Source organism: Amycolatopsis stemonae (assembly GCF_054781455.1).
The window spans coordinates 349,846-364,446 of sequence record NZ_BAAGUJ010000004.1 but is presented as its reverse complement, the minus strand read 5'-3'; the positions used below and the strand labels follow the sequence as shown (position 1 = coordinate 364,446).

At 72.4% G+C, this 14,601-nt stretch carries 9 protein-coding genes; 5 read left to right on the top strand and 4 right to left on the bottom strand.

The features are described 5' to 3' along the window. Window positions 1–246, top strand: a complete 246-nt coding sequence (mftB, locus tag ACYVLJ_RS17490; RefSeq protein ID WP_451973152.1) for a mycofactocin biosynthesis chaperone MftB — start codon at window positions 1–3, stop codon at window positions 244–246. Between the two features lie 33 nt (window positions 247–279). Here the strand turns inward: mftB and ACYVLJ_RS17485 are convergent, their stop codons facing one another. Next, on the bottom strand, window positions 280–2,013 hold the full coding sequence (locus ACYVLJ_RS17485) for a pyruvate dehydrogenase (protein ID WP_460439381.1): 1,734 nt from the start codon (window positions 2,011–2,013) through the stop codon (window positions 280–282). Window positions 2,014–2,083: 70 nt separating this feature from the next. On the opposite strand from ACYVLJ_RS17485, the gene ACYVLJ_RS17480 reads away from it, so the two are divergent. From ACYVLJ_RS17480 to ACYVLJ_RS17470, 3 genes are all read left to right on the top strand, one after another. Continuing rightward, entirely contained in the window at window positions 2,084–2,986 is a 903-nt protein-coding gene (locus tag ACYVLJ_RS17480) for a LysR family transcriptional regulator (protein WP_451973156.1), read from the top strand. Window positions 2,987–3,037: 51 nt separating this feature from the next. Further along, window positions 3,038–4,132, top strand: coding sequence for a calcium:cation antiporter (locus ACYVLJ_RS17475; RefSeq protein WP_460439380.1), 1,095 nt, complete (start codon window positions 3,038–3,040; stop codon window positions 4,130–4,132). A gap of 135 nt (window positions 4,133–4,267) precedes the next feature. Next, entirely contained in the window at window positions 4,268–5,152 is an 885-nt protein-coding gene (locus ACYVLJ_RS17470) for a cobalamin-binding protein (protein ID WP_460439379.1), read from the top strand. Here the strand turns inward: ACYVLJ_RS17470 and ACYVLJ_RS17465 are convergent. Continuing rightward, a complete protein-coding gene (locus ACYVLJ_RS17465) occupies window positions 5,136–7,502 on the bottom strand; it encodes a SpoIIE family protein phosphatase (protein ID WP_460439378.1) in 2,367 nt (788 codons plus the stop codon). The two genes, ACYVLJ_RS17470 and ACYVLJ_RS17465, sit on opposite strands and share 17 nt — an antisense overlap. 4 nt (window positions 7,503–7,506) lie before the next feature. Further along, window positions 7,507–12,057: a HAMP domain-containing protein gene (locus tag ACYVLJ_RS17460; RefSeq protein ID WP_451973164.1), complete on the bottom strand. Its 4,551-nt coding sequence runs from the start codon at window positions 12,055–12,057 to the stop codon at window positions 7,507–7,509. Between the two features lie 360 nt (window positions 12,058–12,417). On the opposite strand from ACYVLJ_RS17460, the gene ACYVLJ_RS17455 reads away from it, so the two are divergent. Continuing rightward, window positions 12,418–13,581 (top strand): NAD(P)/FAD-dependent oxidoreductase, encoded by a 1,164-nt coding sequence (locus ACYVLJ_RS17455; protein WP_460439377.1) that lies wholly within the window; start codon window positions 12,418–12,420, stop codon window positions 13,579–13,581. A gap of 1 nt (window position 13,582) precedes the next feature. On the opposite strand, the gene ACYVLJ_RS17450 is transcribed toward ACYVLJ_RS17455, so the two are convergent. Continuing rightward, window positions 13,583–14,554: a magnesium transporter CorA family protein gene (locus ACYVLJ_RS17450; RefSeq protein ID WP_460439376.1), complete on the bottom strand. Its 972-nt coding sequence runs from the start codon at window positions 14,552–14,554 to the stop codon at window positions 13,583–13,585. Window positions 14,555–14,601: the final 47 nt, after the last annotated feature.

Below are 14,601 nucleotides of genomic sequence, written 5' to 3'. Positions count from 1 at the left end.
GTGGACCTCGACCGGGCGTACCGGCTGAACCCGGGGCGGCCCGAGCCCCTCGGCCACCAGTGCGAACGCCGGGAGGAGTGCCTGCTCGGCAGCCCGCACGTCGTCCGGGTCGTGCGCGCCCTGGCGATGCACGCCACGGTCCGCGACGCGCTCGACGCCGCGGAGCTGGGCGAGGCCTGCCGGGCCCGGATGGTCGCCGCCCTCGATCACCTCGCCGCCGCCGGGGTGATCGTGGCGGACCCGTGACGCGGAAGGCCCACCGGGCGGTGGCCTTCCGCGCTACGGCCGGGGCGCGTTGCGCAGGTTCGTGCGCGCCAGGTCGACCATCTTGCCGACCCCGCCGTTGAGCACGGTCTTCGTGGCGCCGAGGGCGAACCCGCGCACCATCTCGCCGGTGATCCGCGGCGGGATCGACAGCGCGTTCGGGTCGGTGACGACCTCGACGACCGCCGGGCCGGGGTGGGCGAACGCCTTCTGCAGCGCGCCGCGGACGTCGGCGGGGTCCTCGACGCGTTCCGCGAAGATCCCGCACGCGGCGGCGATCGCGGCGAAGTTCACCGGCGGGTGGTCGGTGCCGAAGGCCGGGAGGCCGTCGACGAGCATCTCCAGCTTCACCATGCCCAGCGTCGCGTTGTTGAACACCACGACCTTCACTCCGGCGTCGTAGACCGGCAGCGTCAGCAGGTCGCCCATCAGCATCGCGAGCCCGCCGTCGCCCGAAAGGGACACCACCTGGCGGCCCGGCTGGGCGAGCTGCGCGCCGATCGCGTGCGGCAGCGCGTTCGCCATGCTGCCGTGCCGGAACGAGCCGAGCACGCGGCGGTGGCCGTTCGGGGTCAGGTAGCGCGCGGCCCAGACGTTGCCCATGCCGGTGTCGACGGTGAACACGGCGTCGTCGGCGGCGACCTCGTCGAGCACCGAGGCGACGTACTCCGGGTGGATCGGCCGCCGGTGCTCGATCTTCGTCGTGTACGCGCCGACGACCTTTTCCAGCTTCCGCACGTGCTCGCGCAGCATCCGGCCGAGGTACGCGCGGTCGGTGCGCGGGCGCAGCAGCGGGAGCAACGCGCGGAGCGTCTCCTTCACGTCACCGTGCACCGCCAGTTCCAGCGGGGTGCGCCGGCCGAGCCGGGACGCGTCGTGGTCGATCTGGATCGTGCGCGCCTGCGGGAGGAAGTTGTCGTACGGGAAGTCCGTGCCCAGCAACACGATCCGGTCGGCTTCGTGCATCGCGTCGTAACAGGCGCCGTAGCCGAGCAGGCCGCTCATGCCGACGTCGAACGGGTTGTCGTACTGGATCCACTCCTTGCCGCCGAGCGAGTGCCCGACCGGCGCGGCCAGCTTGTCGGCGACGGCCAGCACCTCGTCGTGCGCGCCGCGGACGCCCGCGCCGGCGAACACCATCACCTTCTCACCCGAGTTCAGCAGGTCGGCCAGCTCCTGGACGGTCTCCGGCGAAGGCACGGCCGGCGACGGCGTGACGAGCGGCAGGCGCTCGGTCAGCGGGCCGGTTGCCTTGCGGTCCGCGAGGTCGCCGGGGATGGTCAGCACCGCGACGCCGCCCTTGCCGACGGCGGCCTGGGTCGCGATCCGCAGCAGCCGGGGCAGCTGCTCGGGCTGCGAGACCATCTCGCTGTAGTGGCTGCATTCGGTGAAGAGCCGCTCCGGGTGGGTCTCCTGGAAGAAACCGGTGCCGATCTGGTTGGACGGGATGTGCGACGCGATGGCCAGCACCGGCGCGCCGGACCGGTGCGCGTCGAACAGGCCGTTGATCAGGTGCAGGTTGCCCGGCCCGCAGCTGCCCGCGCACACCGCGAGCTTCCCGGTGACCTGGGCTTCGGCCGCCGCGGCGAAGGCAGCGGTCTCCTCGTGGCGGACGTGCACCCACTCGATGCCGTCGGTGCGGCGGACCGCGTCGACGATCGGGTTGAGGCTGTCGCCCACGATGCCGTAGATGCGCTCGACGCCCGCGTCCCGCAGGGTCCTGACCAGCTGTTCTGCCACGGTTGCCATACCTCCAGGGTGACGCCTGCCGACCGATGCGTCCAATGCCTGATGGGCTGAACATCCATACACTGGACGCATGGACGTGCAGACGCTGCGGCTGTTCCGGGCGGTCGCCGAGGGCGCGACCGTCACGGAGACGGCCGCGCGCGGGCACCTCACCCAGCCGGCGCTCTCCCGCGCCCTGCGGCGGCTCGAGCACGACGCGGGTGCCGAGCTGTTCCGCCGGTCGGGGCGCGGGCTGAAGCTGACCCCGGCCGGACACGCCTTCAAGCGCCACGTCGACGTCGTGCTCGACCAGCTGGACCTGGGCCTGCGCGAGGTCGGCGAGATCGTCGACCCGGGCACGGGCGTCGTCCCGCTGGCGTTCCTGCACACGTTCGGGACGTGGCTGGTGCCGTCGGTCCTGAGCGGCTTCCTGCGCGAGTACCCGGGCGCGCGGTTCGAACTGCGGCAGCACGGCGAAGAGGGGCTCGAAGCGGAACTGCTCGAAGGCACCGCGGACGTCGTCCTCACCAGCGGCGACCGCGGGCACCCGCAGCTGGAGTGGGCGCGGCTGCTCGTCGAGCCGCTGCGGCTGGCGGTCCCGCCGCGGCACCGGCTGGCCCGGCGCCGGCGCGTCCGCCTCGCCGACGTCGCGGACGAGACGTTCATCCTCCTCCGAACGGGTTACGCGTTGCGCGAGACGACCGAGCGGCTTTGCGCCGAAGCCGGGTTCAGCCCGCGCATCGGCTTCGAGGGCGACGAAGTCGAGACGCTGCGCGGGCTCGTCACCGCCGGGTTGGGCGTGTCCCTGCTGCCCCTGCCGCGCTCGGCCGCGTTTCCCGCACCGCACCTCGAACTGACCGATGTGGACGCTGCCCGCGACATCGGGCTCGCCTGGGCGGCCGGGCGGACTCTTCCGCCGTTGAGCGAAAGCTTCCGCCGGCACGTGCTCGACGTCGTGCCCGACCGTCCACAGGGGACAGTGCCGGAAATGTGAGAATCGCCTTACGACCACGCATCGTGACCGAGGGTGTGCGAGGCTGGGGACATGGCCGCGCTGAGATCCTTCCTGACGTCCTGGACCTCCGTCACCCCCGTGCTCGGCGTGGTCGTGCTCGCGCTCGCCTGGGGCCGCGACCTCGGCCCGGTCTTCGTCGCGCTCGTGGCCGTCGCGCTCGGTGCGACCGTGCTGGCCGCGGTGCACCACGCCGAGGTCGTCGCGCACCGCGTCGGCGAGCCGTTCGGGTCGCTGGTGCTCGCGGTGGCGGTCACCGTCATCGAGGTCGCGCTGATCGTCACGATGATGGTCTCCGGCGGCCCGGAGGCCGGGTCGCTGGCGCGCGACACCGTGTTCGCGGCGGTGATGATCACGACCAACGGCATCGTCGGCATCGCGCTGCTCGTCGGCGCGCGCCGCTACGGCGTCACCCTCTTCAACTCCGAGGGCAGCGGCGCCGCGCTCGCCACCGTCGCGACCCTGGCGACGCTCAGCCTCGTGCTGCCGTCGTTCACGTCGAGCACGCCCGGCCCGGCCTTTTCCTCGGCGCAGCTGACCTTCGCGGCCGTCGCCTCCCTGGCGCTGTACGGGACGTTCGTGCTGACGCAGACCGTGCGCCACCGCGACTTCTTCCTCCCGGTGGCGGCCGACGGCGAGGTCAAGGAGGACGACCACGCCGAGCCGCCGTCGAACCGGGCCGCGCTGGGCAGCCTCGCGCTGCTGCTGGTCGCCCTGGTCGCCGTCGTCGGGCTGGCGAAGGTGGAGTCCCCGGCGATCGAGGCGGGGGTCCGCGCGGCCGGGTTCCCGCAGTCGTTCGTCGGCGTCGTGATCGCGTTGCTCGTCCTGCTCCCGGAGACCCTCGCCGCGACGCGCGCGGCCCAGCGCGACCGGATGCAGATCAGCCTCAACCTCGCCTACGGCTCGGCGATCGCCAGCATCGGCCTGACGATCCCGGCGATCGCGCTGGCGTCGATCTGGCTCCCGACCGAGCTCCTGCTCGGCCTCGGCCCGACCCAGATCGTCCTGCTGGCCCTGACGGTCGTGGTCAGCGTCCTGACGGTCGTCCCCGGCCGCGCAACCCGCCTGCAGGGCGGCGTCCACCTGGTCCTGCTGGCCGGCTTTCTGGTCTTGGCGGTAAACCCCTGACCCCGTGATGCCCCTCCAATCACGCGTGATGCCCCTTCAATCACGGCCGATGCCCCGCTGATCACGCCCAAGTCGACGTCGTCCGCGATGCAGCGGAACCTGCGGTGGCCCAGAAGCCGGGGTTACCGTGGGCCGATGCGGATCGTCTCCCTGTTGCCCGCGGCGACCGACCTGGTCGCGACGCTGGGACGGCTGCCCGACCTCGTCGGCCGCACGCACGAGTGCGACTGGCCGCCGGGCCACGTCGAGGACGTGCCGGTCGTGACGCGGGCCGGGTTCGACCCGGACTCGCTGTCCAGCCGGGAGATCTCGGACGCGACGCACCGCGGGTCCGGGCTCTACACGCTCGACAGCGCACGCCTCGCGGAACTCGCTCCCGACGTGGTGTTCACCCAGGACCTGTGCGAGGTCTGCGCGGTGTCGTACCGCCAGGTGTCCGAAGCCGTGCGCACGCTCGACACCGGGCCGCTGGTGGTGAGCCTGGAACCGGCCACGGTGGACGGCGTCCTCGACTGCCTGCGCCAGGCCGGCGAAGTGCTGGACGTCCCCGGCCGGGCCGAGGCGGAGATCCGGGCGCTGCGTGAGCGCCTCGAAGCCGTGCGCCCCGCTACTCGCCGTCCTCGCGTCGTCGCCTTGGAGTGGCTCGACCCGGTCTGGCCCGCGGGGCACTGGGTTCCCGAGCAGATCGCCCTCGCCGGCGGCGAACCGCTGCTGGCCGAAGCGGGCGAGCACACCCGGCCGGTCCCGTGGGACGCGGTGGTCGACGCCCGCCCGGACGTGCTCCTCCTGATGCCGTGCGGCTTCGCGCCGGAACGCACCTTCGCCGAGGCCCCGGCACTGGCCGGCCGGCCCGGCTGGACGGACCTCCCGGCGGTCCGCCAGGACCAGGTGTGGGTGCTGGACGGTCCGGCGTACTTCAACCGCCCGGGCCCGCGGGTGGTCCGCGGCGCCGAGATCCTGGCCGACGTCCTGCGCGGCGGCGAACCTCCCGAGGCCCGGCGGCTCAGCTCGCGCCCGTGACCTCGATGCCCACCACGCAGGTGTCGTCGTCGGTGTCGGCGGTGCTGTAGGTCAGCAGCGTGTCCAGCTGGTGTTCCAGCTCGCCGCCGTGGCCCTCGACCAGGGTCAGCAGCCGCGCGACGGTCTCCTGGACCGGGCGGTCGCGGCGCTCGATCAGGCCGTCGGTGTAGATCAGCAGGATGTCGCCGTCGTCGAGTTGCAGCTCCTCCTCCTGGTACACGACGTCCCGGACCGCGCCCAGCAGCGAACCCCGGATCAGCGGCAACGTCGTCGCGTCGCCGCCGCGGTGGCGGACGATCGGCGGCAGGTGCCCGGCCCGCGCCCAGCGCAGCTTGCGGCTCGCCGGGTCGTAGACGGCGGCGACCGCGGTCGCCGTCACGTGGTCGGTCAGGTGGTAGGCCACCAGGTTGAGCCACGTCAGCAGCTGCGCCGGCCCGGCACCGGTCGCCGCCAGCCCGCGCAGGGCGTTGCGGAGGCTGACCATGCCGGTGGCCGCGTCGATGCCGTGCCCGGCGACGTCGCCGACGCACAGCAGCACCTCGCCGGTCGGCAGCGCGACCGCGTCGTACCAGTCGCCCCCGACCAGGTGCTCCTTCTCCGCCGGCCGGTACCGGACCGCCGCCCGCAGGCCCGGCATGTCGATCGGGCCGGTGGCGGGCGGCATGATCGCGTGCTGCAGCTGCAGGGCGAGCCGGTTGCGCTCGATCGACTGCTGCTCGGTCTCGGCCAGCTTGTCCCGCGTGGCGGCCAGCGCGACTTCGGTCCAGTGCTGCGCCGAGACGTCCTGGTAGGCCCCGCGGACCGCGACGAGCTCGCCGCGGCCGTCCACGACCGGCTCCGCGACCACCCGGATGTGCCGGGCGACGCCGTCGGAACGCTGCAGCCGGAACGCCGTCGACGACGGGCGCCGGTGGTGCAGCACCGCGCGCAGGAAGCGGCCGATCGACGGGGCGTCGTCCGGGTGCGCGTGCGCCGCGAGCTCGTGCAGCGACAGCGGGGTGGCGTTCGGCGGCAGGCCGTAGAGCGCGAACAGCTCGGTGTTCCAGGTGATCGCCCCGGTCACGACGTTCTCTTCGAAGCCGCCGATGCGGCCGAGCCGCTGCGCGTGCTGCAGCAGCACCGCGAGCTTCGCCGCGTCGTCCTGGATGCGCAGGATCAGCAGCACGTTCCCGGCGAACCGGGTCACGCTGACGTCGGTGAGGACGGTCAGCGGTACCTGGTCGACGAGCGTCGTGACGGCCATGCTCTCGGCGCGAAACGGCTCCCCGGTGGCGTAGACGCGCTGGATCATGTCGAGCAGGCCGCTCTCTTCGGCGGCGAGCGGGTACGCCTCCAGCATCCGCGTGCCGACGATCCGGCTGCGCGGCCGCCCGCCGGGGTCGGCGAACCGGACGTTGGCGTGGTGGATCCGGAAGTCGGTCAGCCGGCCGGCGTCGACGCACGGCGAGAGCAGCACGGCCGGGTCGTGCAGGCCGTCCACGAAGTCCACCAGCTCGCCGAGGAAGTCCCCGGACCCGGCCACCGGGGCGACCACGCCGTCCCAGGTGTCCAGGGTGTGCGCGCACAGTTCCGCGAGCGCGTCGAGCTGACGGCGCTGCCGCCCGGGTTCGGCGGGCAGCGGCTCGGGCCAGCACATCTCGACGACGCCGATGATCCGGCCGCCCGTCCCGGTGGGCACGGCGACGCGGCCGCCCTCGGCGAGCGTGTGCTGCCCGATGGACGGCAGCCCGGCACCCTTGAGCGTCGGGTACCAGATCGTGTCGCGCTCGATCAGCGCGCGGCGGGCCGGCGTCGCGACGCCGGGCGGGACGTAACGCCAACGCCCCGCCTCCTCGGCGGAGAACCCCGCCGAGCCCGCGAGCGTCAAGGACCCGTCCGGCCCGGCCAGCCACACCGCGACCGCCGTCGCGCCGAGCGGGCGCAGTGCGTGCTCCAAAATGGACTCCGCGACGCGCTGGGTGTCGCCGGCCGCCAGCACGCCGCTCTCGGCCGTGCGCAGCCGCACCGCGACCGAGTCCTCCCCGTCGGCGCGGGCCAGGAACTCCTGCGTCACCTCGGTGATCCGGTCCTCGGCCGCCTCGCCGACGACGTCCGCGGCGAACTCCAGCGGCGTCATCCCCGCGCGTTCCGCCAGGCTTTCCAGCTGCCGGGCGGCGTCGGCGGGCGTGCAGTGCAGGCGTTCCATCAGGACGCCCTTGGCGAGCTCGATCAGCGCGCGGCCGTCCGCGACGGCGTGCGCGTGGTCGACCTCGCCCCGCAGGCGGGCGACCGTGTCCGCGAGGCGGGCGAGGTTGGCGGACACCTCGGCGGGTGGCGTGAGCGCCGGGAGCGTCTCTTCTTCGGCGGTCACCCGATCACGCCGTCACGTGCCGCTTGATGCGGGCGATGAGATCGTCCGCGTCGACCGGCTTGGTCACGTAGTCGGTGGCTCCCGAGGCGAGGCTCTTCTCGCGGTCGCCCGGCATCGCTTTCGCCGTCACCGCGACGATCGGGATGCGCGCGTGCTCGGGCATCGCGCGGATCTTCGCGGTCGCGGTGTAACCGTCCATCTCCGGCATCATCACGTCCATCAGGATGAGGTCGATGCCGGGGTGCGCGGCGACCGTCTCGACGCCCTTGCGGCCGTCTTCGGCGTGCAGCACCTGCATCCCGTGCAGCTCCAGGATCCCGGTGAGCGCGTAGACGTTCCGGGGATCGTCGTCGACGATCAGCACCGTGCGCCCGGCCAGCGTGGTGTCGACGTCCGCTGCCCGCACCGGCGCCGCCGGCTCGTCCGGGCGGACCAGCGGCAGCACCGCGCCGGGCTCCTCCGCCGACAGGTGCAGCGCGATCCGCTCGCGCAGCTCGTCCAGCCCCGACAGGACCTCCAGCGACTGGACGTCCGCGCGGGACTGCAGCAGCTGCTCGAGCTCGACGTCGAGCCGGCGGCTGTTGTGCGCGAGCACCGGCACCAGCCGCAGCGCGCTGTCGCCCTGCATCGCGTCGAGGAACCCGAACGCCGCCCGCTCGGGCAGGTCCAGGTCCAGCACGACGCAGTGGAAGGCGTCGGTGGCGAGGGCGGCCGCGGCCTCCTGGGTCCCGACCGCGGTGACGACCTCGACGTCGGCGGGCGAGATGCCGATGTCGCGGCTGTCGGCCAGGTCCGCGGCGGCGCTTTCGGCCACGAGCGTCAACAGCCCGTGCTGACGCTCCTCCACGACGAGCAGCCGCCGGTAGGCCCGCGGCGCCGACGTCGTGACGCCCACTCCCGCGTCTCCGGTCACCACGGTGGTGCCGGGGTACTCCCCCGCCGGCAGCGCGGCGAAGTCCGGGCGCGCGACCGGCAGGGAGAAGGTGAACGTGCTGCCTTCGCCGGGTGTGCTCTCGGCCGTGATGAACCCGCCGAGCAGCTGCGCGATCTCGCGGCTGATCGACAGGCCGAGCCCGGTGCCGCCGTACTTGCGGCTGGTGGTGCCGTCGGCCTGCTGGAACGCGCCGAAGATCGATTCCAGCTGGTGCTCGGCGATCCCGATGCCGGTGTCGGTCACCCGGAACGCGACGGCGGGCCCGTGCGCGCGCAGCGGCCGGGGCAGGCGCTCGGCCTCGACCGGCTCGATGTGCAGCTCGATCCCGCCGACGTCGGTGAACTTGACCGCGTTGGACAGGAGGTTGCGCAGCACCTGGCGCAGCCGCGAGTCGTCGGTGAGCAGTTCGGCCGGCGACCCGGGCGCGACGGTGATCCGGAAGTCCAGGTGGCGCTGCGAGGTCATCGGCCGGAACGTCGCTTCGACGTAGTCCAGCAGGCCCCGCAGGGACACCTGCTCCGGGGTGACGTCCATCTTCCCGGCTTCGACCTTCGACAGGTCGAGGATGTCGTTGATCAGCTGCAGCAGGTCCGACCCGGCCGAGTGGATGATGCCCGCGTACTCGACCTGCTTCGCGGTGAGGTTGCGGGTCGGGTTCTGCGCGAGCAGCTGAGCCAGGATGAGCAGGCTGTTGAGCGGGGTGCGCAGCTCGTGGCTCATGTTGGCCAGGAACTCCGACTTGTACTTCGACGCCAGCGTCAGCTGCTGGGCGCGGGCCTCCAGCTCCTGGCGGGCCTGCTCGATCTCCAGGTTCTTCGTCTCGATGTCGCGGTTCTGCGTGACCAGCAGCGCCGCCTTCTCCTCCAACTCCGCGTTGGACGACTGGAGCTCCTCCTGCCGCGCCTGCAGCTCCTCCGACCGGGTCTGCAGCTCGGCCGTCAGCCGCTGGGACTCGCCGAGCAGCTCGTCGGTGCGGGCGTTGGCGACGATGCTGTTGACGTTGACGCCGATCTGCTCCATCAGCAGCTCGAGGAACGCCCGGTGCACGGCGGTGAAGCCGTGCACCGACGCGATTTCGAGCACGCCGAGCACCTGGTCCTCGACCACGATCGGCAGCACGATCAGGCTCGTCGGCACGGTGCGGCCGAGCCCGGAGGAGATCGTGGCGTAGCCGGGCGGGACGTCGTCGACGACGATCGGGCGGCGGCTGCGCGCGGCCTGTCCGACCAGGGACTGGCCGACCCGGAACCGGACGGCCGGGCCGTCGCCGTCGTCCGGGTGGCCGTATGCGCCGACGAGCCGCAGCTCCGGCACCTCGGCCGTGTCGTCGGCCAGGTAGAACGCGCCGTACTGGGCGTTGACCAGCGGGACGAGCTCGTCCATCACCGCGGCCGCGACGACGGCGAGGTCCCGGCGGCCCTGCATCAGCCCGGTGATGGTGGCCAGGTTGGACTTCAGCCAGTCCTGCTCCTGGTTCGCCCGCGTCGTCTCGCGCAGCGACTCGACCATCGAGTTGATGTTGTCCTTCAGCTCGGCGACCTCGCCGGAGGCGTCGACGGTGATCGAGCGGGTCAGGTCGCCCTCGGCGACGGCGCTGGTGACCTCGGCGATCGCGCGGACCTGCCGGGTGAGGTTCCCGGCCAGCTCGTTGACGTTCTCCGTCAGCCGCTTCCAGGTGCCCGACACGCCTTCGACCTCGGCCTGGCCACCGAGGCGGCCCTCGCTGCCGACCTCACGCGCCACGCGCGTGACCTCCGCGGCGAACGCGGAGAGCTGGTCGACCATCGTGTTGATCGTGGTCTTGAGCTCGAGGATCTCGCCGCGGGCGTCGACGTCGATCTTGCGGGTCAGGTCGCCCTGCGCGACGGCGGTGGTCACCTGGGCGATGTTGCGGACCTGCCCGGTGAGGTTGTTCGCCATCGAGTTGACGTTGTCGGTGAGGTCCTTCCAGGTGCCCGCGACGTTCGGCACGCGGGCCTGCCCGCCGAGCATGCCTTCGGTGCCGACCTCGCGCGCCACGCGGGTGACCTCGTCCGCGAACGCCGACAGCGTGTCGACCATCGTGTTGATGACGTCGGCCAGCGCGGCGACCTCGCCCTTGGCCTCGACGGTGATCTTGCCGGACAGGTCGCCGCGCGCGACCGCCGTCGCGACCTGGGCGATCGAGCGCACCTGGCCGGTCAGGTTCGAGGCCATGACGTTGACGTTGTCGGTGAGGTTCTTCCAGGTCCCGGACACCCCGCGGACCGTGGCCTGGCCGCCGAGGTTGCCCTCGGTGCCGACCTCGCGGGCCACGCGGGTGACCTCGTCCGCGAACGCCGAGAGCTGGTCGACCATCGTGTTGATGGTGTCCTTCAGCTCGAGGATCTCGCCGCGGGCGTCGACCCGGATCTTCTGGGACAGGTCGCCGCGCGCGACGGCCGTGGTGACCTCGGCGATCGAGCGAACCTGCGCGGTGAGGTTGTCGGCCATGACGTTGACCGACTCGGTGAGGTCCTTCCAGGTGCCGGAGACGCCCTTGACGTCGGCCTGGCCGCCGAGCCGGCCCTCGGTGCCCACCTCGCGCGCCACGCGGGTGACCTCGTCCGCGAACGCGGACAGCTGGTCGACCATCGTGTTCAGCGTGTCCTTGAGCTCCAGGACCTCACCGCGGGCGGTCACGTTGATCTTCTGGGACAGGTCGCCCTTGGCGACGGCCGTGGCGACCTGGGCGATGTTGCGGACCTGGTCGGTCAGGTTGCCGGCCATGAAGTTCACCGAGTCGGTGAGGTCGCGCCAGGTACCGGAGACCCCCTTGACGTCGGCCTGACCGCCGAGCCGGCCCTCCGTGCCCACCTCACGGGCCACGCGGGTGACCTCGTCCGCGAACGACGACAGCTGGTCCACCATCGTGTTGATCGTGCTCTTGAGCTCGAGGATCTCGCCCCGGGCGTCGACCGTGATCTTCTGCGAGAGGTCACCCTTCGCGACCGCCGTCGTCACCTGGGCGACGTTGCGGACCTGGTCGGTCAGGTTCCCGGCCATGAAGTTCACCGAGTCGGTCAGGTCGCGCCAGACACCGCCGACGCCGGGCACCTGGGCCTGGCCGCCGAGCCGGCCTTCGCTGCCGACCTCGCGGGCGACGCGGGTGACCTCGTCGGCGAACGACGACAGCTGGTCCACCATCGTGTTGACGGTGTCCTTCAGCTCGAGGATCTCGCCGCGCGCGTCGACGTCGATCTTCTGCGACAGGTCGCCCTTGGCCACCGCGGTCGCCACCTGGGCGATGTCCCGGACCTGGGTGGTCAGGTTGCCGGCCATGGCGTTCACCGAGTCGGTGAGGTCCTTCCAGGTGCCGGACACACCGGGGACCTTCGCCTGCCCGCCCAGCTGGCCCTCGCTGCCGACCTCGCGGGCGACGCGCGTGACCTCCGAGGTGAACAGCGACAGCTGGTCGGCCATCCCGTTGAACACCGTGGCGATCTCGCCGAGCAGACCGTCGGTCCCGCCCGGCAGCCGGATGCCGAAGTCGCCGTCGCGGACGGCGGTCAAGCCGGCCAGCAGCCGGCGCAGCTCCTGCTCCCCCGCCTCGCCCACGCCCGAAGCGCCCGCACCCGTGCCCGGGCGCGTCCCCTCGACCATTGCCCCACCCATCCGCCACCCGTTTCTTCGGTTTTCGGCGCCCCGGCGCCGTCCCGATGTGCACACCGGGTGGTTCAGCATAGTGCAGCTGCACTATTCTGAGCGGCAACGGTTGAGCAACCAGCCGCGCCCGTGTCCGCGCGCGTACTCCAGGCGGTGCTCGCGAGTCTTTCCTTCCCTGTCAGGCCATCCGACCGCGTTGCCCCGTTCGGCTGAACGCGGTCTCGGCCAGCGGTGACGCGCGCTCGACGGCGTCACCGGCTTTCGTCGTACCCAAAAAGCGTCCACAATGGACGATCCACTGTGGACCGCTCGGCCGCCCGGCGTGTACCGCGCCGTTCCGGCGGGTACGCGAGGGCCATGGATGCCGAAACCCTGGTTGTCGTCGGCAGCGGACCGGCCGGCGTGTCGGCCGTGCGCGCCTACCGCGAAGCGGGTGGCGCGGGACAGGTCCGGCTGCTCACCGCCGACCCCGACCCGCCCTACGAACGCCCGCCGCTGTCCAAGGAGTTCCTGCGCGGCGAGGCCGGCGAGGACGACATCTCCCTGCTGGACAAGGACTTCTTCGCCGACAACGACGTCACCCTCGCCCTCGGCGACCCCGTCGTCGCACTGAGCGGCGGCCGGGTGCGCACCGCCGCCGGCGCCGTCCACCCGTTCACGCAGTGCGTGCTGGCGACCGGAGCCGAACCCGTCCGGCCCGACCTCCCGGGCGCCGACCACCCGGACGTGCGCACCCTCCGCTCGGTCGCCGATTCCCGCGCCCTGCGCGCCGCCGCCACCGGGGTGCGGAGCGCGATCGTCGTCGGCGCGGGGTTCATCGGCTGCGAAGCCGCCGTTTCGCTGTCGCGGCTCGGTGTCCAGGTGACGGTCGTCTGCCCGGACGACGTCCCGCAGGAGAAGCGCTTGGGCCGGGAAGCGGGCGAATTCCTGCTGCGCTGGCTGAAATCCGAAGGCGTGAGCGTCCTGCGCGGCACGAAACTCCTGTCGGTCGAAGGCGGGTACCGCGTCCGCACGGATCTGGTGCCGGTGCTCGACACCGGGCTCGTCGTGCTCGCCACCGGGATCCGGCCCCGGGTCGGGCTGGCCGAATCGGCCGGCCTCGCCGTCGAAAACGGCCGCGTCCGCACGGACGAGCACCTGTGGACGAGTGCGCCCGGCGTGCTCGCCGCGGGCGACATCGCGTTCGCCCACAACCCCGCGGCGGGCCGGGCCCTGGCGGTCGAACACTGGGGCGAAGGCCTCGCGATGGGCGAGGTCGCCGGCCGGACCGCCGCGGGCGAAGACGCCACCTGGGCCGAGGTCCCCGGATTCTGGTCGGTCATCGGCGACCGCGTCCTGAAGTACGCGGCCTGGGGCGACGGTTTCGACCGCGCCCGTCCGGTCGCGCGCGACGGCGAGGCGTTCACGGTCTGGTACGAACGCGACGGTGCGACGGTCGGCGTGCTGACCCACGAAGCCGACGAGGACTACGAACGCGGCCGTGAGCTGATCCGCGGCGGCCACCCCGTCCCGGACCGCTGACTCAGAGCCAGTCCCGCTTCTTGAAGAGCACGTACAGCCCGAACGAGAGCACCAGCATCACGATCGTCGACACCCAGAACCCGGTCGGCGTGCCGTTGCCCGGGTACGGGACGTTCTGGCCGTAGAACCCGGTCACCGCGGTGGGCACCGCGATCACCGCCGCCCACCCGGTGACCTTCTTCATGATCAGGTTCAGCCGGTCGCTCTGCAGGTTGAGCTGGGTCTCGCGGACCGTGGTGAGGCGGTCCCGCAGCGCCTCGACGTGCTCGGCCGCCTGCCGCGCGTGGTCGCGGACGTCCTCGAAGTACGGGCGGGTGAACTCGTCGGCCAGCCGCAGGTCCGGCCGCATCAGGGAGGCGACGACGTCGGGCACGGGCGCGATGACCCGGCGCAGCCTGCTCAGGTTCTTGCGCAGCCGGAAGGAGCGGCGCTGCAGCTCCGAGGTGTCGGGGCGGTCGTCGAACACCAGGTCCTCCAGGTCCTCGACCTCGTCGTCGAGGGCCTGGACGGCCTCGAAGTGCCCGTCGACGACGTAGTCGAGCAGGCCGTGCAGCAGGAACGGCACCCCGGACTTCGCCAGGTCGGTGGCGTGGTCCCAGCGCTGCGTGACGGCTTCGATCGGGAACCCGTCGTCCTTGCGGACCGTCACCAGGGCCCGCGGTGTCACGAACACGGCCAGCTCGGAGGCGGTGGTCTCCCCGCTCGCCCGGTCGAACCGGACCGCGTAGGCCGTCAAGAACGCGTGGCTTTCGTAGCGGTCCAGCTTGGGCCGCTGGTGCTCCTGGACGGCGTCTTCCACGGCGAGGCGGTGCAGACCGAGCTCGTCGGCGAGCTCGGCGAGGTCCGCTTCGGACGGTTCACACAGGTCGACCCAGACGGCCGTGTCCGGTTCGGCCAGGAAGTCGGAGACGTCGGCGACCGCGAAGTCTTCCTTCTGCAGCCGGCCGTCTCGGTAGGCACGGGTTCTCGTCATCCCGGGGGGATGCCCGCTCGAGGCGGTGTTCACACCCGCGCGTAACC

Coding starts and splice junctions, on each gene's coding strand:
- ACYVLJ_RS17485 (WP_460439381.1), bottom strand. CDS start 2,013: ATGGCAACCGTGGCAGAACAGCTGGTCAGGACCCTGCGGGACGCGGGC.
- ACYVLJ_RS17480 (WP_451973156.1), top strand. CDS start 2,084: ATGGACGTGCAGACGCTGCGGCTGTTCCGGGCGGTCGCCGAGGGCGCG.
- ACYVLJ_RS17475 (WP_460439380.1), top strand. CDS start 3,038: ATGGCCGCGCTGAGATCCTTCCTGACGTCCTGGACCTCCGTCACCCCC.
- ACYVLJ_RS17470 (WP_460439379.1), top strand. CDS start 4,268: ATGCGGATCGTCTCCCTGTTGCCCGCGGCGACCGACCTGGTCGCGACG.
- ACYVLJ_RS17460 (WP_451973164.1), bottom strand. CDS start 12,057: ATGGTCGAGGGGACGCGCCCGGGCACGGGTGCGGGCGCTTCGGGCGTG.
- ACYVLJ_RS17455 (WP_460439377.1), top strand. CDS start 12,418: ATGGATGCCGAAACCCTGGTTGTCGTCGGCAGCGGACCGGCCGGCGTG.
- ACYVLJ_RS17450 (WP_460439376.1), bottom strand. CDS start 14,554: ATGACGAGAACCCGTGCCTACCGAGACGGCCGGCTGCAGAAGGAAGAC.